This is a genomic window from Flintibacter faecis, from assembly GCF_014287875.1.
GTDB lineage: Bacteria > Bacillota > Clostridia > Oscillospirales > Oscillospiraceae > Lawsonibacter > Lawsonibacter faecis_A.
In genome coordinates this window covers 188549-214421 of the sequence record NZ_JACOPN010000003.1, presented here as the reverse complement: position 1 = coordinate 214421, position 25873 = coordinate 188549, and the positions used below count along the sequence as shown (strand labels likewise).

General features: G+C 60.1%; 24 protein-coding genes, 1 tRNA gene and 3 pseudogenes. 13 read left to right on the top strand and 15 right to left on the bottom strand.

The annotated features are described in order from the left end of the window. Positions 1-58: 58 nt before the first annotated feature. Positions 59-1114: a threonine aldolase family protein gene (locus tag H8S55_RS05675; protein WP_186878154.1), complete on the top strand. Its 1056-nt coding sequence runs from the start codon at positions 59-61 to the stop codon at positions 1112-1114. A 61-nt stretch (positions 1115-1175) separates the two neighbouring features. Here H8S55_RS05675 and H8S55_RS05670 read toward each other — a convergent pair whose 3' ends face one another. The 3 genes from H8S55_RS05670 to H8S55_RS05660 all read right to left on the bottom strand — a co-directional run bounded on the left by H8S55_RS05670 (position 1176) and on the right by H8S55_RS05660 (position 3603). Next, a complete protein-coding gene (locus H8S55_RS05670; protein WP_186878153.1) occupies positions 1176-1370 on the bottom strand; it encodes a hypothetical protein in 195 nt (64 codons plus the stop codon). A gap of 112 nt (positions 1371-1482) precedes the next feature. After that, positions 1483-3177: an ATP-binding protein gene (locus H8S55_RS05665; protein WP_186878152.1), complete on the bottom strand. Its 1695-nt coding sequence runs from the start codon at positions 3175-3177 to the stop codon at positions 1483-1485. 72 nt (positions 3178-3249) lie between these two features. Then, positions 3250-3603: an Hpt domain-containing protein gene (locus tag H8S55_RS05660; RefSeq protein ID WP_186878151.1), complete on the bottom strand. Its 354-nt coding sequence runs from the start codon at positions 3601-3603 to the stop codon at positions 3250-3252. 103 nt (positions 3604-3706) lie between these two features. Here H8S55_RS05660 and H8S55_RS05655 point away from each other — a divergent pair, with 103 nt between their 5' ends. Further along, positions 3707-4912 carry a M20 metallopeptidase family protein gene (locus H8S55_RS05655; protein ID WP_186878150.1) on the top strand — a complete coding sequence of 402 codons (1206 nt, stop codon included), beginning with the start codon at positions 3707-3709 and terminating at the stop codon, positions 4910-4912. A gap of 259 nt (positions 4913-5171) precedes the next feature. On the opposite strand, the gene rpoN is transcribed toward H8S55_RS05655, so the two are convergent. The 6 genes from rpoN to H8S55_RS05625 all read right to left on the bottom strand — a co-directional run bounded on the left by rpoN (position 5172) and on the right by H8S55_RS05625 (position 10429). Next, positions 5172-6512: an RNA polymerase factor sigma-54 gene (rpoN, locus tag H8S55_RS05650; protein ID WP_186878149.1), complete on the bottom strand. Its 1341-nt coding sequence runs from the start codon at positions 6510-6512 to the stop codon at positions 5172-5174. A gap of 451 nt (positions 6513-6963) precedes the next feature. Then, positions 6964-7039, bottom strand: a tRNA-Ala gene (locus H8S55_RS05645). Positions 7040-7253: 214 nt separating this feature from the next. Next, positions 7254-8852, bottom strand: coding sequence for a hydroxylamine reductase (hcp, locus tag H8S55_RS05640; RefSeq protein WP_186878148.1), 1599 nt, complete (start codon positions 8850-8852; stop codon positions 7254-7256). 96 nt (positions 8853-8948) lie between these two features. Beyond that, positions 8949-9281, bottom strand: coding sequence for a cupin domain-containing protein (locus H8S55_RS05635; RefSeq protein ID WP_186878147.1), 333 nt, complete (start codon positions 9279-9281; stop codon positions 8949-8951). 183 nt (positions 9282-9464) lie between these two features. Then, on the bottom strand, positions 9465-10142 hold the full coding sequence (locus H8S55_RS05630; protein ID WP_147560958.1) for an acyltransferase: 678 nt from the start codon (positions 10140-10142) through the stop codon (positions 9465-9467). Between the two features lie 65 nt (positions 10143-10207). After that, positions 10208-10429, bottom strand: coding sequence for a nucleotidyl cyclase domain-containing protein (locus H8S55_RS05625; RefSeq protein WP_186878146.1), 222 nt, complete (start codon positions 10427-10429; stop codon positions 10208-10210). On the opposite strand from H8S55_RS05625, the pseudogene H8S55_RS05620 reads away from it, so the two are divergent. From H8S55_RS05620 to H8S55_RS05610, 3 genes and pseudogenes are all read left to right on the top strand, one after another. Continuing rightward, positions 10419-10724, top strand: a pseudogene (locus H8S55_RS05620) (spermidine synthase); the annotation flags it as partial. The gene H8S55_RS05625 and the pseudogene H8S55_RS05620 sit on opposite strands and share 11 nt — an antisense overlap. A gap of 113 nt (positions 10725-10837) precedes the next feature. Further along, positions 10838-11367, top strand: a pseudogene (locus H8S55_RS05615) (type III PLP-dependent enzyme domain-containing protein); the annotation flags it as partial. A 34-nt stretch (positions 11368-11401) separates the two neighbouring features. Continuing rightward, positions 11402-12364, top strand: coding sequence for an amino acid kinase family protein (locus H8S55_RS05610; RefSeq protein ID WP_186878145.1), 963 nt, complete (start codon positions 11402-11404; stop codon positions 12362-12364). 208 nt (positions 12365-12572) lie between these two features. On the opposite strand, the gene H8S55_RS14340 is transcribed toward H8S55_RS05610, so the two are convergent. The 3 genes and pseudogenes from H8S55_RS14340 to H8S55_RS14085 form a co-directional block, all read right to left on the bottom strand. Continuing rightward, positions 12573-14588 carry an SEL1-like repeat protein gene (locus H8S55_RS14340; protein WP_186878144.1) on the bottom strand — a complete coding sequence of 672 codons (2016 nt, stop codon included), beginning with the start codon at positions 14586-14588 and terminating at the stop codon, positions 12573-12575. A gap of 95 nt (positions 14589-14683) precedes the next feature. Beyond that, positions 14684-14788 (bottom strand): ACT domain-containing protein, encoded by a 105-nt coding sequence (locus H8S55_RS14590; protein WP_436233143.1) that lies wholly within the window; start codon positions 14786-14788, stop codon positions 14684-14686. A 189-nt stretch (positions 14789-14977) separates the two neighbouring features. Beyond that, positions 14978-15202: pseudogene (locus tag H8S55_RS14085) on the bottom strand (transposase domain-containing protein); the annotation flags it as partial. Positions 15203-15332: 130 nt separating this feature from the next. Here H8S55_RS14085 and H8S55_RS14585 point away from each other — a divergent pair. Both H8S55_RS14585 and H8S55_RS14580 read left to right on the top strand, forming a co-directional pair. Next, positions 15333-15458, top strand: a complete 126-nt coding sequence (locus tag H8S55_RS14585) for a hypothetical protein (protein ID WP_436233148.1) — start codon at positions 15333-15335, stop codon at positions 15456-15458. A gap of 56 nt (positions 15459-15514) precedes the next feature. Further along, positions 15515-15640, top strand: coding sequence for a zinc-ribbon domain-containing protein (locus H8S55_RS14580; protein WP_436233142.1), 126 nt, complete (start codon positions 15515-15517; stop codon positions 15638-15640). 211 nt (positions 15641-15851) lie between these two features. Here the strand turns inward: H8S55_RS14580 and rpoD are convergent, their stop codons facing one another. The 3 genes from rpoD to H8S55_RS05580 form a co-directional block, all read right to left on the bottom strand. Continuing rightward, positions 15852-17063, bottom strand: a complete 1212-nt coding sequence (gene rpoD, locus H8S55_RS05590) for an RNA polymerase sigma factor RpoD (RefSeq protein WP_207721790.1) — start codon at positions 17061-17063, stop codon at positions 15852-15854. Positions 17064-17170: 107 nt separating this feature from the next. Then, positions 17171-18934, bottom strand: coding sequence for a DNA primase (gene dnaG, locus H8S55_RS05585; protein WP_186878142.1), 1764 nt, complete (start codon positions 18932-18934; stop codon positions 17171-17173). Positions 18935-19207: 273 nt separating this feature from the next. Next, positions 19208-20212 (bottom strand): deoxyguanosinetriphosphate triphosphohydrolase, encoded by a 1005-nt coding sequence (locus tag H8S55_RS05580; RefSeq protein WP_186878141.1) that lies wholly within the window; start codon positions 20210-20212, stop codon positions 19208-19210. 248 nt (positions 20213-20460) lie between these two features. Here H8S55_RS05580 and H8S55_RS05575 point away from each other — a divergent pair, with 248 nt between their 5' ends. The 6 genes from H8S55_RS05575 to folK all read left to right on the top strand — a co-directional run bounded on the left by H8S55_RS05575 (position 20461) and on the right by folK (position 25839). Then, on the top strand, positions 20461-21372 hold the full coding sequence (locus tag H8S55_RS05575) for a hemolysin family protein (RefSeq protein WP_366467452.1): 912 nt from the start codon (positions 20461-20463) through the stop codon (positions 21370-21372). A 385-nt stretch (positions 21373-21757) separates the two neighbouring features. Continuing rightward, positions 21758-23035 carry a bifunctional folylpolyglutamate synthase/dihydrofolate synthase gene (locus tag H8S55_RS05570; RefSeq protein ID WP_186878140.1) on the top strand — a complete coding sequence of 426 codons (1278 nt, stop codon included), beginning with the start codon at positions 21758-21760 and terminating at the stop codon, positions 23033-23035. A gap of 16 nt (positions 23036-23051) precedes the next feature. Further along, entirely contained in the window at positions 23052-23609 is a 558-nt protein-coding gene (gene folE, locus H8S55_RS05565; protein WP_147560970.1) for a GTP cyclohydrolase I FolE, read from the top strand. Between the two features lies 1 nt (position 23610). After that, positions 23611-24093 carry an HD domain-containing protein gene (locus tag H8S55_RS05560; RefSeq protein ID WP_186878139.1) on the top strand — a complete coding sequence of 161 codons (483 nt, stop codon included), beginning with the start codon at positions 23611-23613 and terminating at the stop codon, positions 24091-24093. Positions 24094-24185: 92 nt separating this feature from the next. After that, positions 24186-25001: a dihydropteroate synthase gene (gene folP / locus H8S55_RS05555; RefSeq protein ID WP_186878305.1), complete on the top strand. Its 816-nt coding sequence runs from the start codon at positions 24186-24188 to the stop codon at positions 24999-25001. A 4-nt stretch (positions 25002-25005) separates the two neighbouring features. Further along, positions 25006-25839 (top strand): 2-amino-4-hydroxy-6-hydroxymethyldihydropteridine diphosphokinase, encoded by an 834-nt coding sequence (gene folK / locus H8S55_RS05550; protein WP_186878138.1) that lies wholly within the window; start codon positions 25006-25008, stop codon positions 25837-25839. Positions 25840-25873 lie beyond the last annotated feature (34 nt).

Here is a 25873-nt window from a genome sequence, read left to right as displayed (position 1 = left end):
CTGTGCGGGAGATGCTATAATCAAGTTGCTATCAAACGAGAAAACGGAGGAGAGAGCGATGTTCCGGTTCAATAACGACTATAACCGGGGGGCGCACCCGGAGATTTTAAAAGCGCTGGCCCAGAACAACGAGGAGAGCTACCCCGGCTATGGGGCGGACCGATGGTGTGAGAGGGCTCAGGCGGAGATCCTGAAGCATTTGGGTGGCGTGAAGGCCCAGGTCCACTTTATCGTGGGCGGCACCCCCACCAACGCCACCCTGATCGCCGCCGCCCTGCGGCCCTGGCAGAGCGTGATCAGTGTGGACACGGGACACATCAACGCCCACGAGGCCGGGTCCATTGAGCTCACCGGGCACAAGGTGCTGGCCGTCCCGGCGGAAAACGGCAAGCTTACCGCCCGGGCGGTGGAGGAGGATTGCCGCAGGTATCTGGATGGGGGAGCGCCCGAGTACCTCACCCAGCCCAAGCTGGCCTATATCTCCAGCCCGTCGGAGTTTGGCACGGTGTATGCCAAGGCGGAGCTGGAGGAGCTGTCTGCCGCGTGTAAAAAGTATGGCCTGTATCTGTTTTTGGATGGGGCCAGACTGGGCTATTGGCTTGCCAGCGAGGGCTGCGACGTGACCCTGGCTGACCTGGCCCGGCTGACAGATGCCTTTTACATCGGAGGGACCAAGTGCGGGGCCCTGTTCGGGGAGGCCCTGGTGCTGGGAAACCCTGCCCTGCAAGATCACTTCCGCACCTGCATGAAGCAGCGGGGGGATGTGCTGGCCAAGGGCTGGCTGATGGGCCTGCAATTTTACACCCTGTTCCAGAACGGCCTGTACTTCGACCTGGCCCGGAGGGCGGACCGCCAGGCCATGGAGATCAAGGCGGCCTTTCAAAAGGCGGGTATTCCCCTGTGGGTGGACAGCCCCACCAACCAGCAGTTCGCTGTGGTGAGCCGGGCGCAGGAGGCGGCGCTGGGGAAAGACTTCATCTTTGAACTGAGTCACGCCGTGGACGCGCAGCACAACTGTATCCGATTCTGCACCAGCTGGAGCACCCGGAACGAGGAGGTAGCCGCGCTGATCGCGGCCATCGAAAGCTTGCCCGGATGTGAAGAAGCGAAGTGAACAAGAAAAATCAATGGGACGGTCCCTGTGATCTGAGATCACGGGGGCCGTCCCATTTTGTTTACGCCTTTCCAGGCAGCAATGTCAGCGCAGTGAGCCGGGTGCGGGCCAGCTTGGCAGGAGAGAGACCCGTGGGCCGGGTCCACAGTTTTTCCGCGAAATAGAGCATGGTGCGTACCTCATAGGCGGGCAGGGGCTGCTGGGGCTGAGACTGGATGGAGGCATCGTCTTCCGACAGGGAGACGGTGCGCTGCACCTGCCGGGGGTGACGCTGCCGGGGTCGCCGGGGGTGGAGGGGACAGAGCCGCCGTCTGCACCGCTATTTTTCCCTAGCGGGACAGTTTTCTGTTTTTAGAACGCTTGGACATTTAACCGTCCTCTCTGCTTTTGAAAAAGGTTCCCACACAGCGGCGGAGCTCGTCATAATTCACGGGCTTGGAGAAGTGACCGTTCATGCCTGCCTCCACAGACTGGCGCTCGTCCTCTGAGAAGGCGTCGGCAGACAGGGCGAAGATCAGCTCCGTCTTGGCATCGGGCCGGGGCAGGGCGCGGATGGTCCGGGCGGCGGTGCGGCCATCCATCACGGGCATCTGCACGTCCATGAGGATGAAGTCGTAATAGCCCGCCGGGTGAGCGGAGAACATGTCCACCGCCTCCCGGCCGTTGTGGGCCACTTCCACGTGGGCCCCGTGGACCTCCTCCAGAATGGACACGGCGATCTCGGCGTTGGTCTCGTTGTCCTCGGCCATGAGGATGCGGCGGCCTTCAAAGGAGAAGTCGTCGGTCTCCTCCTTCTGCTCTGCCACGAGGGCGGGGCTGTCCCCCATGGGCAGGTGAAGGTATACGGTGAACGTGCTGCCCCGTCCGGGCATGCTGTCCACCATGATCTCGCCCCCCATCAGCCGTACCAGTTGGTCGGTGATGGCCATGCCCAGACCGGAGCCGCCGTATGTCTTGGCAATGGAGGCGTTCTCCTGCTGGAAGGGGCGGAAAATGGAAGTGATGAATTTGGGGTCCATGCCTTTACCGGTGTCTTTTACGGCCACCAGGAAGCTGACCGTGTCATCTGTGCGCATCATCTGGCGGAAGGTGACGGATATCTCACCATGGCTGGTAAATTTTACCGCGTTGGATAGGAAATTCAACAGTATTTGTGTGATACGCAGTTGATCGCCCACCACATAGCGGACGGTAAAGTTTTTAAATTCCAGGTGAAAACGCAGTCCCTTGGCCTCCACAGTTTTCTGGAACATGCTGCGCAGCTGATCGCCCAGGGCGTAAAGATCGAAGCTTTTCTGCTCCAGTTCGGTCTTTCCCGTCTCAATGCGGGACAGGTCCAGAATATCGTTGATGACGGACAGCAGATGCTGGGACAGGTCCTCTGCCCGGGTGAGATATTCCTCCGCCTCCGGGTTGGAGCCGCCCAGGCGGGTGCGGGTCAGGGTCATCAGGCCGTTGATGCCGTTGATGGGGGTGCGGATCTCGTGGCTCATGCGGGAGAGAAACTCTGTTTTGGATCGGCTGGCCGCCTGGGCCTCCTCCAGCTGCCGGGCCATCTCCTCCTGTCGCTGGCGCAGGGTGGACACATCCCGCAGGTTCAGCATGGTGTAGTGGCTGTTCTCCGCAGGCAGCGCGCACAGCTCCAGCCATCGGTCCCCCCATTTGCTGTAAAAGGTCAGGCGCAGGGGGGCGCTGCGGTCCCACTCCTCCAGCATCCGGCGCAGGGTCTTGGCATCGGCGGCGCTCATCAGCTGGAAGAAGCAGGCGATGTCCCGCTGCATATCCTCCAGGGTCAGTCCGGTGAGTCCGGGCAGGTCCCCGGCGACGTACAGGGGAAAGGTGTCGCTGCGGCGCAGGAGCAGATAGACCTCGTGATCCAGCCGGGACAGGGAGCGGGAGAAGATCCGCTCATAGGCCAGGGCTTGATCCTGCTTTCGGATTTTTATGGTCTGGCGGGCGAATCGCTCCACCATCCAGGCGGCAGCGGCCAGTTCCCCGGCCAGCAGCAGCCCCGCAGTGGGAGAGGCGCTCAGTGTGCTGAGCGCGGCAGACAAGATATGCACTCCGTGGTCTCCTTTATCGATAAGATCAGCCCCTTCCTCCCAGGTGGAGGGAATGAGAGGCTGGGCTTTGCGTTAAGCCTTGGCATAGGCGGCGACGGCTTCCGTCACCTGTCGATGGGCCGCATCCACCGCCGCAAGCAGGGCAGGGGAGACGGGCAGCCGTCTGGGGCGCAGGGCCTCTGTCAAAACGGCGGCTGCCTGATACAGCCGCTCAAAGCCGAGGTTCTGGGCCAGTCCCCGCAGGGAGTGGGCGGTGCGGAAGGCGCGCTCGGCATCCCCCGCCTCCAAGGCCCGGTGGAGCCGGTCCACGGTGGTGTCCTGGGCATAGCGGACAGCGAAGGTCTCCACGATCTCCGGGACCATCAGCCGCCGCAGGGTCGCCTGGTAATCGCCGCCTACAGCGGCATAAAAAGCTTCTATCGTCACAAAGAGGACCTCCTGATGATTTTGCTTCTGCGCTGTTGTAAAGGGGGAAAATGTGGTACAATATCTTTCAGCCATTCCAAACAGAAGAAAGGGGAACTGACCTATGAAACAAAAACTTACGGCCCGGGACGTGTTGGCTGCCGCTCAGGAGGAGCGGGAGACCATCCTAGCCCACCGCCGGACCATCCACCGCTGCCCGGAGGTGGGTCAGGATCTGCCACGCACGGCGGCCTATATTGCCGGGGAACTGAAAAAGCTGGGCTATCAGACCCAGGCTCTGGGCGGCGGCCTGGTGGCCGCCATCACCGGGAAAGACACGGGCCGGTGTGTCCTGCTGCGGGCGGACATGGATGCCCTGGCGGGGCGGGAGCAGAGCGGGTTGGACTTTCAGTCGGACAACGGGGCCATGCACGCATGCGGCCACGACATGCACGCGGCCATGCTGCTGGGTGCGGCGGCCCTGCTGCGCAAGTATCAGGCGCAGTTAAACGGCACGGTAAAGCTGGTGTTCCAGCCCGACGAGGAGGGCTTCACCGGAGCGAAGGCCATGCTGAAGGCGGGAGTTCTGGAGGCGCCCAGACCCCAGGCGGCCATCGCCCTGCATGTAAATTCGGGCACGCCCTCCGGCATGGTGCTGTGCGGGCGGGGGACGTTTATGGCCGGGTGTACCCTCTTCCGCGTCACCGTGACGGGAAAGGGCTGCCACGGGGCCATGCCCGAGACGGGGGTGGACCCCATCAACATTGCCGCCCACATCTATCTGGCCCTGCAGGAGCTGGTCAGCCGGGAGGTCCCGGCCAAAAGCCCCGCCGTCGTCACCGTAGGCCGGTTCCAGGCGGGAGAGCTGCCCAACGTCATCCCGGACCGGGCGGTGCTGGAGGGGACCATCCGCACCTTTGACCGGGAGCTGTCTGAGCAGCTCATGGAGCGCATCCGCCAGGTGGCAGAGTCGGTGGCGGCGGCCTTTCGGGGCAGCGCCCTGGTGGAGGAGCTTGCCTCGGCCCCGCCCCTGCGCAACGACCCGGCCCTGATGGACCAGGCGGCCCGCTGGGCGGAGGAGGTCGCCGGACCGGACCGGGTGCTTCGGCTGGACCAGGGGGGCATGGGCTCGGAGGATTTTGCCTCCTATACCTACGAACTGCCCTGTGCCTATCTGCTGCTGGGGGCGGGCACGGCTCAGGAGGACCCCCGCTTCGGGCGGCCCATGCACAACCCCGCTGTGGTCTTCAACGAGGACGTGCTGCCCCTGGGTGCCGCCCTGCACACCTGGCTGGCGATGCAAGAGTTAGGAGTGATGAGAGATGAGTGATGAGTTTAACTTTTAACGCATCACTCCTCAGCGTGTCAATAAACCCGTTTCTGTCATTCCGAGGAGCGAAGCGACGTGGGAATCCGTAACTTAAAACCGGAAATATGCTGATAATCATGGGGGTTAGGAACGGATTGCCACGTCGGCCCGTTGGGCCTCCTCGCAATGACAGGCTTTTTTGACAGTCTCATGAGTGATGAGTTTAACTTTTAACTCATCACTCCTAACTCCTAACTCCTAACTCCTAACTCCTAGCTTCCTAACTCCTAGCTTTTCTGGCTGAGGCGGGCGGGATACCCAGAGCAGTGCGGTATTTGGCCGCCGTCCGCCGGGAGATGTTGATGCCGGCGGCGCTGAGGGCGGCGCACACGGCGTCGTCGGACAGAGGGGCGGTGGGGTCCTCTGCCTGGATGAAGCGCTGGATGCGCTGCTTCACCGCCTGGGAGGATACCTGTCCGTCTGTGCGGGCGGGGGCGGTGAAGAAGCTGCGCAGGGGGACTACCAGGCCGTTGAACAGCACGGACTTGTTCTGTACGGTCCGGCTGACGGTGGACACGCTGACCCCCATGCCCTGGGCCAGTTGCTGCATGGTCAGGGGTTTCAGGTCGCCGCCGTGGAGGAAGTAGTCGGGCTGGGCCGCCGTCAGGGCGGCCAGCAGACGGGTGAGGGTGTCATAGCGGCCCTGGAGGTTGCCGATCATGGCCCGGGCCCGGCCCAGCTGCTCCTTGATGTAGTCCTGCACCGCCGGATCGTCGCTCTTGTGGAGCATGTCGGCATAATCTTGGTTGATGGACAGCTTGGGCAGGGCGTGGTGATCCACCTCGATGATGATGTGTCCCTGCTCACAGCGGATGGCGGCATCGGGAATGGAGAGAGACAGGGGCGCGCCGCTGGAGAAACCCCGGGAGGGAATGGGGTTCAGGGAGCGGATGGCCTGGCAGGCCAGGTCCACCTCCCCCCGCTTGGCTCCCAGCTTTTTGCACAGGCCCTTATAGTCCTGGGCGGCCAGCAGGTCCAGACCGTCCCTGGCGATGGCCACGGTGAGGGCGTTGAAATAGGGCCCCTGGGCCAGCTGCAGGATCAGACACTCAGACAGGTTCCGGGCCCCCACGCCAGGGGGGTCCAGCATCTGCACGGCGAATAGGGCCTGTTCCAGATCGGACAGGGGACAGCCCAGCTCCTGGGCCAGCTGGGGGATGGGGCAGTCCAGATAGCCCCGGCTGTCCAGACAGCCCACCAGATAGTCACACAGGGCCCGCAGATGGCTGTCGATCAGCCGGTTCTGGCCCAGCTGCTTGTGCAGATACTCCTGAAAGGTCTGCTCCTGGGCCACACGGGGCTCGTGGTCGGTGCGGTCCTCCTCCGGGTCCCGCTGGCCGCCCACGCGCCAGATGCTGTCCTCCCGGATCTCGGGGGCGGACAGGGTCTCTCTGGCGGTGTGCTCCGGGGGCTCGGCGTTGAGCAGGGGGTTGGACAGAGCCTCCTCCTGGAGCAGCTCAGACAGCTCCGGGATGGGCAGCTGAAGACAGCGCAGGGCTTGACGCATGGCGGGGGTAAGCGTCAGCTTTTGCGATACGGTCAGCGACGGCTGAAGTTCCATGGCGGTATCCTCTCTTCCCACAATGGCCGGCAGAAAAGAGCATAATTCACCAGCCAATGAAGTCTTTATCATAAATATAACAGAACCCCTCTGATTCTGCAAGAAATATCCCGGTCGGTAATAGACAAAATCACAGAAAAACCGACCAAGAATCTGAGTGTTTTTTGTTACAAAAAAAGAAGACCGCAGCTCTCGCTGCGGCCGGAATCTTCTGCAAACGGGAAAACCATGCGGTAGGGAAAATTTGATCCGCCCCGTGTCTATCCGATCATGCTTCCTCTTCCTGGTGGTTTACGATCATCACGATCAGTGCAAGATTGAGTATGATCGAAATGACGCTGAGAATGATCCTGATCTTTTTGAGCATACGTTCGTCCTCCTTGAATCAGTGACATAAACGATAAATCCGAACCCGTTTCCCTAACGGGAAAAGGTTCGGATCATCTTGGTTTGGTGGAGATAAGCGGGATCGAACCGCTGACCTCTTGAATGCCATTCAAGCGCTCTCCCAGCTGAGCTATACCCCCATGTTTTGTTGTGGGCTTTTGTGGCCCGTTCGCTCGGAACAATGAGTATCATACCAGAAAGACTCCGGGTTGTCAACAACTTTTTTTAAATTTCCCGAAAAATTTTTCACGGCGTGAAATGTGACAGAAAAATCCAATTTTTAAAACACACTGACCAATAAGAAAATCCCGCGCCCGGGGAAGAACGCTCCGGGCGCGGGCATTGGGAGCCGGGTCACTCCCCCAGCATGGCCATCAGGTCCCGCTCCGGGGTGGTGATGGGAGCGATGTGATAGTGCTCGGCCAGGTAAGCGAGCACGTTGGGAGAGAGAAAGGCGGGCAGGGTGGGACCCAGGCGGATGTTTTGGATGCCCAGGTGCAGCAGGGTCAGCAGGATACACACCGCCTTCTGCTCATACCAGGACAGTACCATAGACAGCGGCAGCTCGTTCACTCCGCAGCCAAAGACATTGGCCAGGGCCAGGGCGATCTGAATGGCGCTGTAGGCATCGTTGCACTGGCCTACATCCATGAGCCGGGGCAGCCCGGCCACCGTTCCCAGGTCCAGGTCGTTGAAACGGAACTTGCCGCAGGCCAGGGTGAGCACCACCGTGTCCGGCGGGGTGAGCTTGACGAACTCCGTGTAGTAGTTCCGGCCCGGTCTGGCTCCATCGCAGCCGCCCACCAGGAAGAAATGCCGGATTGCCCCCGATTTCACCGCCTCCACGATCTGGTCCGCCCGGGCGAGAACGGCCCCATGGGCAAAGCCGGTGGTCAGGGTGGTGCCGCCGTTGATGCCGGACAGCTGCCGCCGGTTGGCATAGCCCCCCAGCTCCAGGGCCTTTTGGATGACGGGGGAGAAATCCCGGTCTGCCCCGATGTGGACCATGCCGGGATAGCCCACCGTCCCGGTGGTGAACACCCGGTCTGCATAGCTCCCCCTGGGCGGCATCAGGCAGTTGGTGGTGAACAGGACGGGGGCGGGGATGGCATCAAACTCCTGCTGCTGATTCTGCCAGGCGGTGCCGAAGTTGCCCTTCAGGTGGGGATAGGCCCGCAGGTTGGGATAGCCGTGGGCGGGCAGCATCTCCCCGTGGGTGTAGACGCTGACCCCTGTCCCCGCTGTCTGGTCCAGGAGCAGCTTCAGGTCCAGCAGGTCATGGCCGGAGACCACGATGAAGGGCCCCGGCTCCACCACCATGGACACCTGGGCGGGCTCTGGGGTGCCGAAGGCGTGGGTGTTGGCCCGGTCCAGCAGGGCCATACAGGCCAGATTCTGCTCGCCCACCTCCAGAGCCAGGGGCAGCAGGTCGTCCATGCCCCAGTCCTCCCCCAGGGCGAACAGGGCCCGGCGGAAGAACTGGCCTACCTCGTCGTCCCAAAAATCCAGGACCATGGCGTGGTAGGCGTAGGCAGCCATGCCCCGGAGGCCGAAGAGCACCAGGGACTTTAAACTGCGGATGTCTTCGGGCGCATTCCACAGCCGGGTCATGTCATAGTCCTCCGCCCTGCCGCAGGGCGCACTGCAGACGGCGCAGCCGGGGACCAGCCGCTCCTGCTCCCGGTGGACCAGGTCGATGAGCTGCCCCAGGGCCTGGGGGTCGAAATTCACGTTGGTCAGCGTGGCGAACAGGGCCCGGATCATCAGACGGCAGACATCCTCCGCCAGATGTGCCTCCCCGTTGGAGGCCCGGGCCAGGCCGATCAGGGCCCCGGTGAGCCGGTCCTGTAGCCGGGCTGTCTCCGATGTCTTGCCGCACACGCCGGCCCGCCCAGTGCAGCCGGCACAGTTCGCCGCCTGCTCACATTGAAAACAAAACATCTCCTGTTCCATGGTGTTGCCCCTCCTCTGAAAAGTAGAAAATAGAGATCACAAAGGGGCCGCTGTCCCCAGCGGCCCCTCTTTTCGGTGAATGCGCGGGAGACCCCGTCAGAACACCACCACCAGCAGCATCTTGAACTGCTCCTCGCCGAACACCGCATGGGGGTGACCGGCGGGCATGACGATAGACTCGCCCTCCTGAAGGATGGAGTCCTTGCCGTCGATGGTGATGCGGCCCACGCCGTCCAGGCAGGTGACGAAGGCATCGCCCTCGGACTGGTGGGTGCTGATCTCCTCCCCCTTGTCGAAGGAGAACAGAGTCACGCTGACGGCATCGTTCTGGGCCAGGGTCTTGCTGACCACCTGGCCGGGCTGATAGTCCACCTGCTCCTTCAGGATCAGGGCATCGCCCTTGGCAATGTTCTTCATAGGCTCTTTCATAGTAATTTCCCCTTTCTTAGGATGTTATTCCCGAATTTTTAAAGTGATACAACGGGATGAGCCGTTTTTTCGCTCATCACGCCTGATTTCAAACCGAAGTATACACCAAAACCCAGTCAAAGTCCATTGCCGATGGCCACGGAATACAAAAATCGGCCCCAGCCGCGGCCGGGACCAATTTTGTTACTGCTTGGGGACGACCACCCCGCCGGACTTGCAGATGCTGTTGGCTGGGATGACACCCCGGACGCAGGAGACGGGATAGACGCTGCTGTTGCGGCCAATGACCGTGCCGGGGTTGAGCACACTGTTGCAGCCGACCTCTACATGGTCGCCCAAAAACGCGCCCACTTTTTTTCGCCCGGTCTCCACCGGAGCCATCTGGTCGTGGATGACCACCAGGGTCTTGTCCGACTTCACGTTAGAGGTGATGGAGCCCGCCCCCATGTGGCTCTTATAGCCCAGAATGGAGTCACCCACATAGTTATAGTGGGGGGTCTGCACCCCGTCGAACAGGATGACGTTTTTCAGCTCCACAGAGTTGCCCACCACGCAGCCCGCGCCGACGAGCGCGCTGCCCCGGATGAAGGCGCAGTGGCGGACCTCGGTGTCCGGTCCGATGATGCAGGGGGCACCCAAATAGGCAGAGGGAAAGACCTTCGCGCTCTTGTGGACCCACACATTGGGCTCCCGTTCCTCGTATTCCTCCTTGGGCAGCTTGGGCCCCAGGGCCAGAATGAAGTCCTTCAGCCCCTCCAGGGCCTGCCAGGGATAGGTGAACCCGGCCAGATAGTCCCCCGCCGCAGTGTGGGAGAGGTCATAGAGCTCGGTTATTTTCAACGCTGTCACCAGCCTTTTCATAAGATTCCCGGGCGTTTCATCCCGGCTCACAATAAAATACCATTCTATCAGGGAAAAGGCAAGGGTCATTTTTGATAGAAACTGCACCCGGCCCTTCCGTTGTTCTTCTGGTGATACAGGGCCTGGTCTGCATTCTGGGAAATGGTTCCTGTAGGGGCGGACCGGTCAGAGAAGGCTGCGCCCGCGCTGAGGGATACCTGGGGCAGACCGTCGTTCTGGTGGGCCAGGGTCCGGTTGATGGCATCCACCTTCTCCCGGATGGTATAGTCCAGGTCGCTGGTCATCAACCAGCAAGGCAGCCCCTTCTATGCCGAGGATGCCGAGGCCATGCAGCGCAGCCACAAGCGTATCGTGAACACGTTCCCCATCAGCAAGGTCTATCAGGCCCACATCCCCACCTACGCGGCGGGCTACTGGCTGTTTGGCTTTGCCAGCAAAAAATACCACCCCATCAACGACCTGAATGCTGAAAATTGGTCCGCCCTGAACCTGCGGACCCGCTACTACACCCCCAGATTGCACGTGGGTGCCTTTGCGCTTCCGGCCTTCCTGGAGGATATGCTTGTGGATGTAGAAGCGTAATGGCCTTGAAACGAAACATTGAAACCTTTATCGGCTGCGACGCCAGCTATGAGGATTCTTCCATCGTTCTCTTTGGCGCTCCCTTTGACTCCACCACCTCTTTCCGCCCCGGCGCACGGTTCGGCCCCGCCGCCAGGGCGGCCGGCAAAAGCGTAGGATTACGCATCAATCCGGAATGTTCCACCCAGGAAGGTCATGAGATTTACGACCCCTGTGCGCCGGGCAGCCGTTTGGGAACCACCCGCGCCCAGTGGGATGCGCACATGACGCCATCACTGGTGGAGCTGCTGGACGGACTGCATTTCCACACCCTCTGCGAGCAGGATTCCGATGCGCTGGAGACCACCCTGGATGCCGTGGCGAAGAAATTCGGAGACATCCTGCCGAATATGAAGTGGCTGAACTTTGGCGGCGGACACCATATCACCCGCCCGGAGATGTTATCGGCGATTACAGCTTTGACGCGCCGCTGCGGGAGGGCGATCGCCTGGTGTTCGGCGACATGGCGATCTACACCACCTGTAAAAACAACACTTTCAACGGGATGTCTCTGCCCTCTATCTGGGTAGTTCGTGAAAATGGCATAATTGAAAATATCCGCACATTTGGGTATCATGATTTCAAAACGCGGCTGGGCCGCTAAATCCACTGCCTGAAACGAAAGAAGGAAAAGCTACATGATTACCGTTAAGTTTGGCGGCACGTCTCTGGCGGACGCGCAGCACATCCGTCACGCTGCCGAGATCATTCGCTCAAACCCGGAACGCCGCTTTGTGGTGGTCTCCGCTCCCGGAAAGCGGTTTTCGGAGGACATTAAGATCACCGATATGCTCATCCGCTTCCAATCCTCCGGTGCCCCCAGGGATTTTCTCCCCATTGAGGAACGCTTTGAGGAGATCATCCGTGAACTGGGCATCACGCTGGACCTGTCTGCGGATTACGCGGAGATGAGAAATGAGCCCCACAACGCGGACTACATGGCATCCTGCGGTGAGTATCTCTCCGCGCGGATCATGGCCGCCTATCTGGACTGGCCCTTTGTGGATACCGAGTTCTGCGTCTTTTTCGATGAAAAGGGACGGTTGGATCGCCGCCGCACGAAGCAGGCGCTTCAGGAGAAACTGGGGGGATTGGAGCACGCGGTGCTGCCCGGATATTATGGTGCCATGCCGGACGGGCAGGTGCACACCTTCAGCCGCGGCGGCAGCGATATTTCCGGCGCTTTGGTAGCCGCCGCCATGGGCGCGGATGTCTATGAAAACTGGACGGACGTGGATGGTATGCTGACCGCCGATCCCCGCATCGTATCACAGGCTGTCACCATTCCCGCCATCACCTATGCGGAGCTGCAGGAGATGACCTACCAGGGCGCGACTGTGCTGCACGAGGACGCTGTCCGCCCCGCCTGGGACGCCGGTATCCCCATCCACATCTGCAATACCTTCCACCCCGAAGCGGCAGGCACCTGGATCCGCTCTGAGAATGTCCTCCACGAAAACCCGGTCACCGGCGTGGCGGGCCGCAAGGGGTTCTCCATCATCCTCATCGAGAAAGAAAAGATGAACGCCATGGTGGGCTATGTTCGCAAGACCCTGTCCTGTCTGGAGCATCATCAAGTGCCTTTTTTTCGCGAGCAGTAAGTGAAAATACACTGTCATTGAAAGATATTTGCTGGCTGCTGTTTACTTTAAATGACATAAACCTTACCACCCCCAAATCTATAACCATTATAACACAATAGATTTGGGGGTGGTAAGGTTGGCTGCGAATTATTCCATTTTCAGAAATTTCCTATACTTTTGACCCCGGCATCATGACATTGCGCCGAAGCGTCCCTTTTTTCGTCCTTTATGATTCGTTTTCCGCAATGGTACGCCGCAAAAGATTCATTTCGGCTTCATAGCCGTAATCCTCTTTTTCGCTGCTCTCCTTTGCCAATTCCAACGCCTGACGGCATAGATCCAAACCGGCATTCTTTGCCCTGCGGCCACCGATACCCAAAAGCTTGCAGCGCGCCAAGCGCATTTTGCATTTCACACTGCCCAATTTCTCGCCAGTTTCATAGCAGCGGCGCGCTTCCTTTCCGTCCTGCGCAACGACGACGCCGTTTTCATAAAAACGCCCCAACGCCCACCAGGCGCTGTCGTCATTCCCATCGGCAGCTTTGCGGTAATGGGCATACGCCTCAGACAGCTTCCCTGCCTGCTCCAAATGCCATCCCATGTTGTAATCCGCCATGGCTTCGCCCAGCTCCGCCGCGCGGCGATACCATTCCATGGCCGTTTCCAAATCCCGCGGCACGCCCCGTCCCATCGCATAACATTCGCCCAGGCTATTCATGGCAGCCGGGTGGTTCTGCTCTGCTGCTCGTTCGTACCAGCAAATTGCCTTTTTCATATCCTGTTCCACGCCTTCGCCGTGGTCGTACTGCCAGCCGAGATTATACATGTCATCAGCATTTCCGCCCTCGGCGGCAGCAGTATACCAACGGATCGCTTCCGTCATATTTTGTTCCACGCCTTCGCCGCGCTCGTAGCAGCATGCCAGATTATGCATGGATTGCAAATTGCCACACTGTGCGCCCTGCTCATACCATTTTATGGCTTCCTGCCAATTCTGCTCCACGCCATATCCCCTTTTATAGCACCGGCCAAGATTGCACATAGAATCGCCGTTGCCGCCTTCGGCACTGCGGCGATACCAGTAAAACGCCCTGTCTTCGTTCTGTTCCACGCCTTCGCCGCGCTCGTAGCAGCATGCCAGATTATGCATGGATTGCAAATTGCCACACTGTGCGCCCTGCTCATACCATTTTACGGCTTCCTGCAAATTCTGCTCCACGCCATATCCCCTTTTATAGCACCAGCCAAGATTGCACATGGCACCGCCGTGGCCGCCTTCGGCACTGCGGCGATACCAGTAAAGCGCCCTGTCTTCGTTCTGTTCCACGCCTTCGCCGCGCTCGTAGCAGCGTGCCAGATTATGCATGGATTGCAAATCGCCACACTGTGCGCCCTGCTCATACCATTTTATGGCTTCCTGGCAATTCTGCTCCACGCCATATCCCATTTTATAGCACCAGCCAAGATTGCACATGCTAACCGGATCGCCGCACTCCGCACCTCTGCGATACCAGGAAAAGGCCTGCTCCCAACTCTGTTCCACGCCGCAGCCCTTTTCATAGCAGTATCCCAGATCCGCCATTGCCGCGCTCACGCCACTCTCTGCCGCCTCGCGGAACCAATGCACAGCACGCTCCCAGTTTTGCTCCACGCCGTCGCCGTATTCATAGCATACGCCCAGCCGGTGCATACCTTCACCGTAACGCTGATACGCCGCCGCGCGCACCCAGTACACGGCCTCGGCAGCGTCGGCTTCCACGCCGATCCCGTCGTGGAAGGCGTGGGCGAGCAGCATCTGTCCGCGGGGCGAACCGTATTCCGCCGCCTTGCAGTATAACTCGGCAGCCTGTTTCGCGTCCGGAGCCGTGCCGATGCCGTATTGATAGCACACGCCCAAGCAGCACACCGCATTCAGGCTCCCCATTTCCACCGCCTGCTGATAAAGCCAAAAAGCCTGAACCGGATCCGCCTCCACGCCGTTTCCCTGCTCCATGCAGATGCCCAGATTGCATACGCCCCATGCGCTGCCGAGATATGCAGCTTTCCGAAAACAATCCACCATGCGCTTTTTATCCGATGCCTCTGCATCCCAAAGGGTGTTGCCTAAAGCCGTCCAATCATCTCCGGTCATATCGGCCTCGTTGGCGCGCAGCAATTTCCGGCCGCACTGCGGACAGCGTTCCGGCAGCTTTTCGCCTTCATCCCAATAATTACAGGTGTGATCCTCGCAGTGATAGATCATCGTTTCCAACTCCTTCCGCCTGCTGAAAAAAAGCAGCGCGTTACACTATTTTCCGTAGTATAACACGCTGCTTCAAAAAAGGAAAGACCGATCGGTCAGTCCTCGTTGCCGAAGAACTTATCGTGCACCACTTTGATGGCGCGGTTTGCATCGTCCTTGTTCACCAATACCGAAATACGAATCTCGGATGTAGCAATCATCTGGATAGTGTCCTTCCTCTTGCGTCGGCGGGCAGGGGATCAATATGATCTCCTGCCCTTGCTTTTAGGCTGCAAGGTCGTTCTCGGTCAGATATCGAGCAAAGTCATATTCCGTTTTAGTCACTTTGATACGTAAGCGTCAAATAGGTGCAAAAATGGACCGTACTCGTTGAGACGGTCCATTTCAAATCAGGAGTTCTGTTGTAAAGAATGGCAGTCTACCGGGGCGTTGGCTGACAGGAACTTGTCCGCCCGGCTATCGTCCCTGGCGGCCAGAATCGGTGCGTTGGTCAGCAGCCATGTCAGATAGCGGTACGGATCCAGCCCACTTTCTTTCGCCGTTTCAATCAGACTGTAGATCACACTGCTGGACTGAGCACCACCAGGGGTATTGGCGAAGAGCCAGTTTTTCCGGTTATGCTCTTAAGCACATAACCGGAAGAACTGGCTGTTTTGTGACAGTGTGAAGGGTGCAGAATCCAGCGCCATCGTATACTCGATCGTAGAGACGGCGAAGGCTAACGACCTTGAGCCTTATGATTATCTGCTGAGGGTTCTTAGCCTACTGCCAGGCAAGGGAAAATCTCCGTCTCACGAAGAACTGGAGCGTCTCATGCCGTGGCATCCAGATGTCCAGGGACGCGAGGTTTTGAGAAAAAGGAAAACCTGATATCATACCAGCGGCGGACCCGAACTTAACCGGGCCCGCCGTAATTTTGTAGGTGGGTGATTATTAAGCACTTACGTTGTGAACGAGGACATAATTGGAAAGCCGCGATTGCCAGCCGAACAGCGGGGACGGGCTGGCCATATTGTGCACAGCGAATTCAATATCGCCGAAAATTGATATAAACAAGAACACCCCCTTCGGACCAAACAGCCAATCGCTGTCAGACCCGAAGGGGGTGTATCTGTGAAATCAGATTCTGTTTTACAAATTCAAAACGACAAAAGTGTGTTTTCTGAACTTTTACTTATCCGAAGATTTTCAAGCAGTTTGCGACAAAAGTCCTCGAAAAAATTTTTTACTTAAATTTTTAAATTTTTTACCCCAATGAAATGCTCAGTTCAAAAAGTCCTTCAGCTTTTTGGAGCGGCTGGGGTGGCGGAGCTTGCGCAGGGCCTTGGCTTCGATCTGGCGGATGCGCTCACGGGTGACGTTGAATTCCTTGCCCACCTCTTCCAGGGTGCGGGTGCGGCCGTCCTCGATACCGAAGCGCAGCTTGAGCACCTTTTCCTCCCGGGGGGTCAGGGTGGACAGGACCTCCACCAGCTGCTCCTTCAGCAGGGTGAAGCTGGCGGCCTCGGCGGGCTCGGAGGCGTCCTCGTCGGGGATGAAGTCGCCCAGATGGCTGTCCTCCTCCTCGCCGATGGGGGTCTCCAGAGAGACGGGCTCCTGGGCGATCTTCAGGATCTCCCGCACCCGCTCCACGGGCATGTTCATCTCGGCGGCGATCTCCTCGGGGGTGGGATCGTGGCCCAGCTCCTGCAGCAGCTGGCGGGAGACACGGATGACCTTGTTGATGGTCTCTACCATGTGGACGGGGATGCGGATGGTGCGGGCCTGGTCGGCGATGGCCCGGGTGATGGCCTGACGGATCCACCAGGTGGCATAGGTGGAGAACTTAAAGCCCTTGGTGAAGTCGAACTTCTCCACGGCCTTGATCAGGCCCAGATTGCCCTCCTGGATCAGGTCCAAAAACTGCATGCCCCGGCCCACATACCGCTTGGCGATGGACACCACCAGACGCAGGTTGGCCTCGGCCAGGCGCTGCTTGGCCCGCTCGCCCCGCTTGATGGTCTTGTTCAGCTGGGCACGGACCTCGTCGGGGATCTCCTCCCCGGCCTTCTCCATCTCCTCCAGCTGCTCCTTGGCGGCGTTGCCGGCCCCCATATCCTGGGCCAGGGCGATCTCCTCCTCGGAGGAGAGCAGGTTGACCTTGCCGATCTCCTTCAGATACATGCGCACCGGGTCGTCCGTGCCGAAGGAGTCCACCATGGAGTTGGGGTCCACCAGCTCCTCGTCGGGGATGTCCTCCATGGCCTCCAGGGGGGGCTCGGCATCGTCGGGCAGCTCGGGGATATAGTCCTCGCCCACGGTGTCGATGCCCAAGTTCTCCAGGGTGTCATAGATCTTGTCCATCTGCTCGGCGTCCAGGTTCATGTCCTCCAGCACGTCCAGCAGCTCGGAGGAGGACAGGTTGCCCTTCTTCTTGCCCCGCTCGATGAGCTCGGCCAGCTTCTCGGCACCCTGAACGCCCTCGACCACCTTCATGATCTCGACTTTTCCGGCCTCCATGCGGCTTTGGATGTCGGCCTGCTTGTCCATCTTCTCCTTCTGCTCGGCGGTGATGGTGTGTACAACTCCGGTTTTCTTGGTGCTCATGGTTTTTCCTCCATATATGCTTTTGATTTTTGATATTTCTTTTGCATGGCCAGCAGCAGGTCATCCCCCTGCTCCTGGCTGCGGCGCAGCCCCTCACCCCGGATGATGGATATGTAGTCGGTCAGGGCACGGGGGCCGTTGGCGGCCGACTCGGGCTGGCTGGCCACCTGGGCCAGGTGATCCATCTCCTCACCGGTAAAGATCTGGGCCAGAGAGGCCAGATTAGGGGACAGACCCTGTTGGGCCTGGCCCCGCAGGGCATCGAAGGCACGGCCCAGCAGGGGGGAGGAGAACTCCTGTCCCTCCAGATCATCCATCCGGCTGAGTAATGCCGGGTCCAGCAGCAGCAGCCGCAGAACACCCTCCTCCGCCCGGGCAGAGCGGATGTTGTCATAGCGCAGGCTGCGGGCCTTGGGCTGCAGCTGGGCAGCGGGGGCCAGGTCCCGGCGCTCCTGCTGCTTTTTTTCCTTTCGCAGACGATGGCGCAGGGCACGGGAGACCTCCTGTGCCATGGACTCTGAAGTGATTCCGGCCATCTGGGCGGCGTGGCCGCCATAGATCTCCCGCTCCACGGCGCTGGGCCGGGCGGCGATGAGCTGGGCGGCCTCCTGCAAAAAGGCCACTTTCTGGGCATCGTCCGTCAGGTCGAATTTGCTTTGCAGCTGGGCCAGACGGTAATCCACCTGGTTTTCGCTCTTATCCAGCAGACGGGCAAAGGCATCCCGGCCATGTGTCTTGATGAACTCGTCCGGGTCCTTGGCCCCGGTGACCCGCAGGACCCGAACCTTGAGCCCCGCTTTTTCCAAGATCGGGATGGCCCGCTGGGCGGCGGCGATGCCGGCCCCGTCCCCGTCGTAGGAGAGAATGGCATCTTTGAAGTAGCGGGAGAGCAGCTGGGCGTGCTCCTCGGTGAGGGAGGTGCCCAGAGAGGCCACTGCGTTGTCAAACCCCGCCTGATGCAGGGCGATGGTGTCCATATAGCCCTCGGTGAGGATGACCCGGCCCGCTTTTGATTTTTTTGCGATGTTCAGGGCGAAGATGTTCCGGCTTTTGTTGTATACCGGCGTGTCCGGGGAGTTGAGGTATTTGGGGGTGGAGTCGTCCATCACCCGGCCGCCGAAGCCGATGACACCCCCCCGCACGTCGATGATGGGGAAAATGACCCGGTTGCGGAAGCGGTCATAGATGCGGCCGTCCTTATTGCTCACGGCCAGTCCCGCGTCCAGCAGGTCCCGCTTGTCATAGCCCTGCTTGGCCATCTCCTGGATGAGAGCGTCCCAAGTGTCCGGGGCAAAGCCCAGGCCGAACCGGGTGAGGGTGCCGGGGGACAGCCCACGCCGGCGGAGATAGTCCAGCCCGTGGGCCCCCTCCGGGGCATAGAGCCAGCGGTGAAAGGCCAGAGCGGCCCGGCGGTTCAGCTCCAGCATCTTCTCTCGCCGCTTCTGGGCGTCGGGGGAGCCGCCAAAGCTCTCCGGCATGGTCATGCCCGCCCGCTTGGCCAGCACGGACACCGCATCCCAGAAGGAGAGGTTCTCCAGCTCCATGACGAAGTTGATGGCCCCGCCGCCCTTTCCGCAGCCGAAGCACTTGTAGATCTGCCGGTCGGGGACCACGTGGAAGGAGGGGGTCTTTTCGCTGTGGAAGGGACAACAGCCCCAATAGCTGCTGCCCTTTTTGGTCAGCCGAACCGACTCTGACACCAGGTCCACAATATCCGTGCGGGCCATGAGCTCGTCTAAAAAACGCTCGGGAATGGGCAAACGACTCTTCTCCTTCCTTTGATCGTCATAGTTCGTGATCTTGGCTCTCCCTTTGGGAGAGCTCAGCGTGCCGATAAACCCGCTTCTGTCATTCCGAGGAGCGAAGCGACGTGGGAATCCGTAACTCAAAAACCAAAAATATGCTGATAACCATGGCTTTTTGAAACGGATTGCCACGTCGGCCCGTTGGGCCTCCTCGCAATGACAGGCTTTTTTGGCAGTCTTGGCTCTCCCTTTGGGAGAGCTGGCACGGCGCAGCCGTGACTGAGAGGGCTATTTCATCGACCACCCCGCCGGGATAAAGCGGCGGGTGAACTGCTCCACGGCGAAGGGGTCGGTCATGCCGGCAATATAGTCGCACACCGCCCGGTCCACACTCTCCTCCGCCCGGATGGACTGAAAGTCGTCCGGCAGCTCGTCGGGGTGCTTCTGAAAGTATTCAAACAGGGCCTGGAGCATGTCCTGGGCCTTACCCTCCTCCCCCTTGGCGGCGGGATTGGTATATACGCTTTGGAACATAAAATCTTTCAGCGCCAGCATGGCCTGGGCCACCGGCGGAGACTGTCTGATCTCCGGCTGGCCCGTGCTGGCCTCAACGGCGTCCCGGACCAGAGTGTCGATCCGGGCGCGGTGGGTAAAGCCCAGCACCTCGCTGGCCTGCAGGGGGATGTCCATGGGATAGAGGATGCCGCCCCGCAGGGCGTCCTGAATGTCGTGGTTGATATAGGCGATGTGGTCGGCCAGCCGGACCACCTGGCCCTCCAGCGTAGCGGCGGCGGGACCTTTTGTGTGGCAGAGGATGCCGTTGCGCACCTCCCAGGTCAGGTTCAGCCCCTGGCCGTTTTTCTCCAGTCGCTCCACCACCCGCACCGACTGGCGGAAATGGGCAAAGCCCCCGGGCATCAGCTGGTTGAGCACCCGCTCCCCGGCGTGGCCGAAGGGGGTGTGCCCTAAATCGTGGCCCAGGGCGATGGCCTCGGTCAGGTCCTCGTTCAGGGCCAGGGCACGGGCGATGGTCCGGGCAATGCGAGCGACCTCCAGGGTGTGGGTCATGCGGGTGCGGTAGTGGTCCCCCTCGGGCAGGAGAAACACCTGGGTCTTATGCTTTAAACGGCGAAAGGCTTTGGAATAGACGATGCGGTCAATGTCCCGCTGAAAAGGGGTGCGGATGGGGCACTCCTCCTCGCTCCGCTGACGACCCCGGCTGGCAGCGGAGGGGCAGGCATAGGGGGAGAGAAATTCTGCCTCCCGCCGCTGGGTCTCTTCCCGCAGGGTCATGGCACACGCTCCTTTCTGAACGCGCGGCGCAAAGGCCGCTTCAGCCAACAGACAAAATCTTGTCTTATAATTTCTTATACGCAAAAAAAAGAGGAATTCCTCTTTTTCTGCAAAAAATTTTTGAAAAATTTTTGCGGCGGGAAGGCAGAAAACAAATCCAGTGCCTTTCCCTTGCGCGGTGAGCGGGGGTGTGATATAGTATTCTTATTATTATTAGATGCGCAAAACCGTTCAAGGGGGAATTCTTCGTGCCTGGGGACCAAATATGGCCCATCGTATTGCTGGGGATCAGCCTGTTGGGCAATCTGATCCTGCTGTTTCAAAAGCCCATCCGCCGTCTGCTGCGCCGGGAGGAGAAAGTGTCAGAGGACAACATCATGGCTATGGTGGAGGAGGGCGAGGAGTCCGGCGCCATCCAGAGCAATGAAAAGACGCTCATCGAAAACGTCTTTGACTTTGACACCATGACCGCCCGGGACGTGATGGTCCACCGTACCGACATGGTCACCCTGGATGTGGATGACGACGACGAGACGGTGATGGAGGCCATCCGCACCTCCGGTCTGTCCCGCTTCCCGGTGTATCAGGAGGACGTGGACGACATTGTGGGCGTGCTGTCCACCCGGGAGTATCTGCTCAACTGCCGCCTGCCCCAGCCCAAGCCCATGAAGGACCTGCTCCGCCCGGCCTATTTTGTGCCGGAGACCGTCCCCACCGACGTGCTGTTCCGGGACATGCAGGGGAAAAAGACCCACATGGCTCTGGTTGTGGACGAATACGGCGGCACCAGCGGCCTGGTCACCATGGAGGACCTGCTGGAGGAGCTGGTGGGCAAGATCTATGACGAGTTTGACCCCCAGGAGGAGCAGGACATCATCCGTCTGGAGGACAACAAGTGGCGGGTGTCCGGCTCGGCGGACCTGGAGGAGCTGGCTCAGGCGGTCGGTATGGAGCTGCCCGAGGAGGAGGACAGGGACTATGACACCCTGGGGGGACTGGTGTTCTCCCAGCTGTCTGTCATCCCCGAGGACGGAAGCCGCCCGGTGGTGGAGGCCCTGGGCCTGCGCATCCGGGTGGAGGAGCTGTGTGAGCGCCGGGTGGAGTGGGCCCTGGTGGAGCGGCTGGAGCCGGAGACCGGCCACGATGGCGAGACGGCGTAACAACAGAAAGATGTGAATGATATCGCCCGGTCAAGGAGCAGAAGCTCCGGGACCGGGCGATTTTTCCCGGCGGGCCGGACGAAAAATGCAGACGACAGGATGCTGCGATTTGTGTTCAAACAGACCGAAATTGAAAGAAAAAATGCAAAACTGGGCTTAGAAAGTGGCGGAACGGAGAGTGAAGGATGATCGGAAACTTAGCGCTGCTGATGCTTTTCTTGCATATTTGCCAAGAATATTCAACTTTTTTAATCTGAATACCCCCATATTCTTTAAAAGGAAAAGCATAAATTTCCGGTAAAATCGTTGCAGGATACAGGTCGGGGGAATATAATATTTTTTGACAAAATTCAGAGACGGCTGGCCGTCTCGGACAAGGAGCAGTATGAATTACACAGAAGCAAGAGTATATTTGGACGAGGTTTCCAAATACGGAAGTGTGCTTGGCTTGGAGAGCATGAGAGAACTGCTGGATCGCCTGGGCAACCCCCAGAACGAGTTGAAGTTCATTCACATTTCCGGTACCAACGGAAAGGGATCGGTCCTGGCGTATCTGTCCACCATCCTGACGGGCGCCGGCTACCGCACCGGACGCTACATCTCTCCCACGCTGTTTTCCTACCGGGAGCGCATCCAGGTGGATCAGGTGTACATTGAAAAGGAGTCCCTGGCCCGCCATGTGACGGCCATCGCCGCCGCCGCCGAGGAGATGCAGAAGGCCGGCCTGCCCAGTCCCACCGTCTTCGAGGTGGAGACCGCCCTGGCCTTCCTCTACTTTAAAGAGAAGCACTGCGACATCGTCACCCTGGAGGTGGGCTGCGGCGGTCTGCTGGATGCCACCAACGTCATCACCACCACCCTGGTGGAGGTCATCGCCTCCATCAGCATGGACCACATGGACGTGCTGGGGGACACCCTGGCCAAGATCGCCGCGCAGAAGGCGGGCATCATCAAGGCCAATACCCTGGTGGTCTCCGCCCATCAGGAGCCTGAGGCCGCCCAGGTGATCGAGGAGACCTGCCGGCGGCAGCACAGCGGCCTGCAGGTGGTGGATGAGAGCCAGATCCGGGATGTACGCTATGGGGCAGAGGTGCAGATGTTCTCCTATAAGAGCTGGGAGAACATGGCCATCTCTCTGGCGGGCAGCTATCAGATCAAAAACGCCGCCCTGGCCCTGGAGGGGGTGGAGGCCCTGCGGAAGCTGGGCTTTCAGATCACGGACCATCAGGTGCGGGACGGCCTGCTGCGCACCGCCTGGCGGGGCCGCTTTACCACCCTGCGCCACGACCCCGTGGTCATCATCGACGGGGCCCACAACCCCGGTGCCGCCCGGGAACTGAAGCAGTCTTTGGAGCTGTATTTCCCAGGAAAGAAGCTCTATTTCGTTATGGGTATGTTCAAGGACAAGGACTATGACCAGGTCATCGGCATGACGGCCCCCCTGGCCCAGCATATCATCACCGTGGAGACCCCCAACAACCCCCGCGCTCTGCCCGCTGAAGAGCTGGCGGCGGCGGTGGCCAAGGTGAACCCCTCGGTGGAGGCCGCCGGCAGTATCGCCCAGGCGGTGGAAAAGTCCCTGACCCTGGCCGGGAAAGAGGATGCGATCATCATCTTCGGCTCTCTGTCCTTCCTGGGCGAGGCCGCTGACGCTTTGAATTGAAAAGGAGGCGCACATCATGGATTCTGAGAAGATCAAAGAGGGCGTTCGCCTGATCCTCAGCGGGATCGGCGAGGACATTACCCGTGAGGGTCTGCTGGAGACCCCTGACCGTATTGCGCGGATGTATGAGGAACTGGCCGGCGGCTATACGGACTCTGCAGCCCCCCACCTGAAGAAGCGCTTCCATGTGGACAACAACGACATGGTGATGGAGAAGGACATCCACTTCTACTCCTTCTGCGAGCACCACATGCTGCCCTTCTACGGCACGGCGGCCATCGCCTATATCCCCAACGGGGAAGTGGTGGGCCTGAGCAAGATGGCCCGGACGGTGGAGGTGTTCGCCAAGCGGTTCCAGCTGCAGGAGCGGCTGACCGCCCAGATCGCCGACGCCTTTATGGACGAGCTGAAGCCCAAGGGCGTGATGGTCCTTGTCCAGGCCGAGCACATGTGCATGACCATGCGGGGCATCAAAAAGCCGGGCACCAAAACGGTGACGGCGGTGACCCGGGGCGTGTTCAATGACGACGAGCGCCTGCGTACCGATTTCTACCGGATGCTGGAGCACCGCTGAGTTGGAGCGGGTCAACGCCATCTGCCGCCACCAGCTGTGGCGGGACAGCGTCCGGGAGATCGCCCGGCTGGAGCGGGACAGGCAGTTCTGCCGCCACGATCTCGTTCACTTTCTGGATGTGGCCCGGCTGGCCTATATTGAAAATTTAGAGCGGGGGCTGGGCATAGACAAGGAACTCATCTATGCCGCCGCCCTGCTCCACGACATCGGGCGTCATCTGCAATACACCCAGAACATCCCCCACGACCGGGCCAGCGCCCAGCTGGCGGAGGTCATCCTGGCCGACTGCGGCTTTTCCCAGGCCGAACGGGCAGCGGTGGAGGACGCCATCCTCCAACACCGTGGCCGGCAGGACCGGCAGCGGGAGGGCCTGGCCGGACTGCTCTATGAGGCGGATAAGGCATCAAGGGCCTGCCTGTTCTGTCCGGCGGAGCCGGAGTGCAACTGGAGCCCGGAAAAGAAAAATATGACGATTAAAAAGTGATGAGTGAGGAGGTAGGAGTGATGCGTGATCCGGTCAACTCCTACCTCCTCACTCCTAAGTGCTAACTAGAATAAAGGAGCCGTTTTACTATGATGAAAATTGGCAACCATACCTTTGATGTGGAGCATGACTGCTCCATCATGGGCATTTTGAACGTGACCCCCGACTCCTTCTCCGACGGCGGCCGCTGGAATGATTTAGAGGCCGCCCGTCTCCACACCGCCGACATGATCGCCCAGGGCGCGGCCATCGTGGACGTGGGCGGCGAGTCCACCCGCCCCGGCCATGTGCAGATCAGCGTGCAGGAGGAGATCGACCGGGTGGTCCCCGTGATCGAGATGATCAAGAAGAACTTCGACACCCCCGTGTCCATCGACAGCTATAAGAGCCAGGTGGTGGAGGCCGCCCTGAAGGCGGGCGCAGACCTGGTCAACGACATCTGGGGCCTGAAGTATGACCGAAAGGTGGCCGACCTCATCGCCCAGTACAAGGTGCCCTGCTGCCTGATGCACAACCGGGAGAAGGCGGAGTATGGCAACTTCCTGGAGGACTTCTGCCAGGACATGCGGGACAGCCTGGCTATCGCCAAGGAGGCCGGTATCGCCGACGAGCAGATCATCCTGGACCCCGGCGTGGGCTTCGGCAAGAACTATGAGCACAACCTGACCATCATCCACCATTTGGAGCGGCTGTGCGGCATGGGCTATCCCGTGCTGCTGGCCACCTCCCGCAAGTCCTGCATCGGCCAGGCCCTGGACCTGCCCACCGACCAGCGGGTGGAGGGCACCATGGTCACCACCGTCATGGGCGTTTTGAAGGGCGCGGCCTTCGTCCGGGTCCACGACGTGAAGGAGAACCTGCGGGCCATCCGCATGACCCAGGCCATCCTGCGGGACGGAAAGGACTAAAGCCATGACGCTGCCTTATGACGAGATCCACGTGGAGGACCTGGAGGTCTTTGCCCGCCACGGCGTGTTCCCCGAGGAGAACCGCCTGGGCCAGAAGTTTGTCATCTCCCTGGTCCTGTATGTGGACACCCGCCCGGCGGGGACGGCGGACCGCCTGGAGCAGTCCGTCCACTATGGGGAGGTCAGCGCCTTCCTCACCGACTATATGCACCAGAACACCTTCCAGCTCATCGAGACGGCGGCGGAGCACATGGCCGAGGAGGTCCTGCTCCACTATCCCCTGGTGAAGGGGCTGACGCTGGAGCTGAAAAAGCCCTGGGCCCCGGTGGGGCTGCCCCTGAAGACCGTGTCGGTGAAGATCACCCGCTTCTGGCACACCGCCTATATCGCACTGGGCTCTAATCTGGGGGACAAGAAGGCCTATCTGGACGAGGCTGTCAAGGCCCTGGATGAGGTCCGCGGCTGCAGCGTGGAAAAGGTGTCCGGCTATTTGAACACCAAACCCTATGGCGGGGTGGAGCAGGATGACTTCCTCAACGCCTGCCTGAAACTGAAGACCTTCCTCCCCCCCCACGAGCTGCTGGACCGGCTCCACGACATCGAGCAGGCCGCCCACCGGGAGCGGCTGATCCACTGGGGTCCCCGGACCCTGGACCTGGACATCCTGCTGTATGATGACCTGGTGATGGACAGCGACGATTTAATCATCCCCCATGTGGAGATGCACCTGCGGGACTTCGTGCTGCTGCCCCTGAAGGAGATCGCCCCCAACAAGCGCCACCCCCTGCTGCACAAGACCGTCGCCCAGCTGGCGGCGGAGGTGTGCGGGGGGACGTGATCGCATAAAAGAGAGCGGATCAGAAAGCAGGCCC

Excerpts from the sequence above, each read along its gene's own strand:
- folE (WP_147560970.1), top strand. The coding sequence starts at position 23,052 with ATGGATTCTGAGAAGATCAAAGAGGGCGTTCGCCTGATCCTCAGCGGG.
- H8S55_RS05655 (WP_186878150.1), top strand. The coding sequence starts at position 3,707 with ATGAAACAAAAACTTACGGCCCGGGACGTGTTGGCTGCCGCTCAGGAG.
- rpoD (WP_207721790.1), bottom strand. The coding sequence starts at position 17,063 with ATGAAGGTGGTCGAGGGCGTTCAGGGTGCCGAGAAGCTGGCCGAGCTC.
- H8S55_RS05630 (WP_147560958.1), bottom strand. The coding sequence starts at position 10,142 with ATGAAAAGGCTGGTGACAGCGTTGAAAATAACCGAGCTCTATGACCTC.
- H8S55_RS05675 (WP_186878154.1), top strand. The coding sequence starts at position 59 with ATGTTCCGGTTCAATAACGACTATAACCGGGGGGCGCACCCGGAGATT.
- H8S55_RS14340 (WP_186878144.1), bottom strand. The coding sequence starts at position 14,588 with ATGATCTATCACTGCGAGGATCACACCTGTAATTATTGGGATGAAGGC.
- rpoN (WP_186878149.1), bottom strand. The coding sequence starts at position 6,512 with ATGGAACTTCAGCCGTCGCTGACCGTATCGCAAAAGCTGACGCTTACC.
- folP (WP_186878305.1), top strand. The coding sequence starts at position 24,186 with ATGAAAATTGGCAACCATACCTTTGATGTGGAGCATGACTGCTCCATC.
- H8S55_RS05570 (WP_186878140.1), top strand. The coding sequence starts at position 21,758 with ATGAATTACACAGAAGCAAGAGTATATTTGGACGAGGTTTCCAAATAC.
- H8S55_RS05635 (WP_186878147.1), bottom strand. The coding sequence starts at position 9,281 with ATGAAAGAGCCTATGAAGAACATTGCCAAGGGCGATGCCCTGATCCTG.
- H8S55_RS05580 (WP_186878141.1), bottom strand. The coding sequence starts at position 20,212 with ATGACCCTGCGGGAAGAGACCCAGCGGCGGGAGGCAGAATTTCTCTCC.
- folK (WP_186878138.1), top strand. The coding sequence starts at position 25,006 with ATGACGCTGCCTTATGACGAGATCCACGTGGAGGACCTGGAGGTCTTT.
- H8S55_RS14590 (WP_436233143.1), bottom strand. The coding sequence starts at position 14,788 with ATGATTGCTACATCCGAGATTCGTATTTCGGTATTGGTGAACAAGGAC.
- hcp (WP_186878148.1), bottom strand. The coding sequence starts at position 8,852 with ATGGAACAGGAGATGTTTTGTTTTCAATGTGAGCAGGCGGCGAACTGT.
- H8S55_RS05610 (WP_186878145.1), top strand. The coding sequence starts at position 11,402 with ATGATTACCGTTAAGTTTGGCGGCACGTCTCTGGCGGACGCGCAGCAC.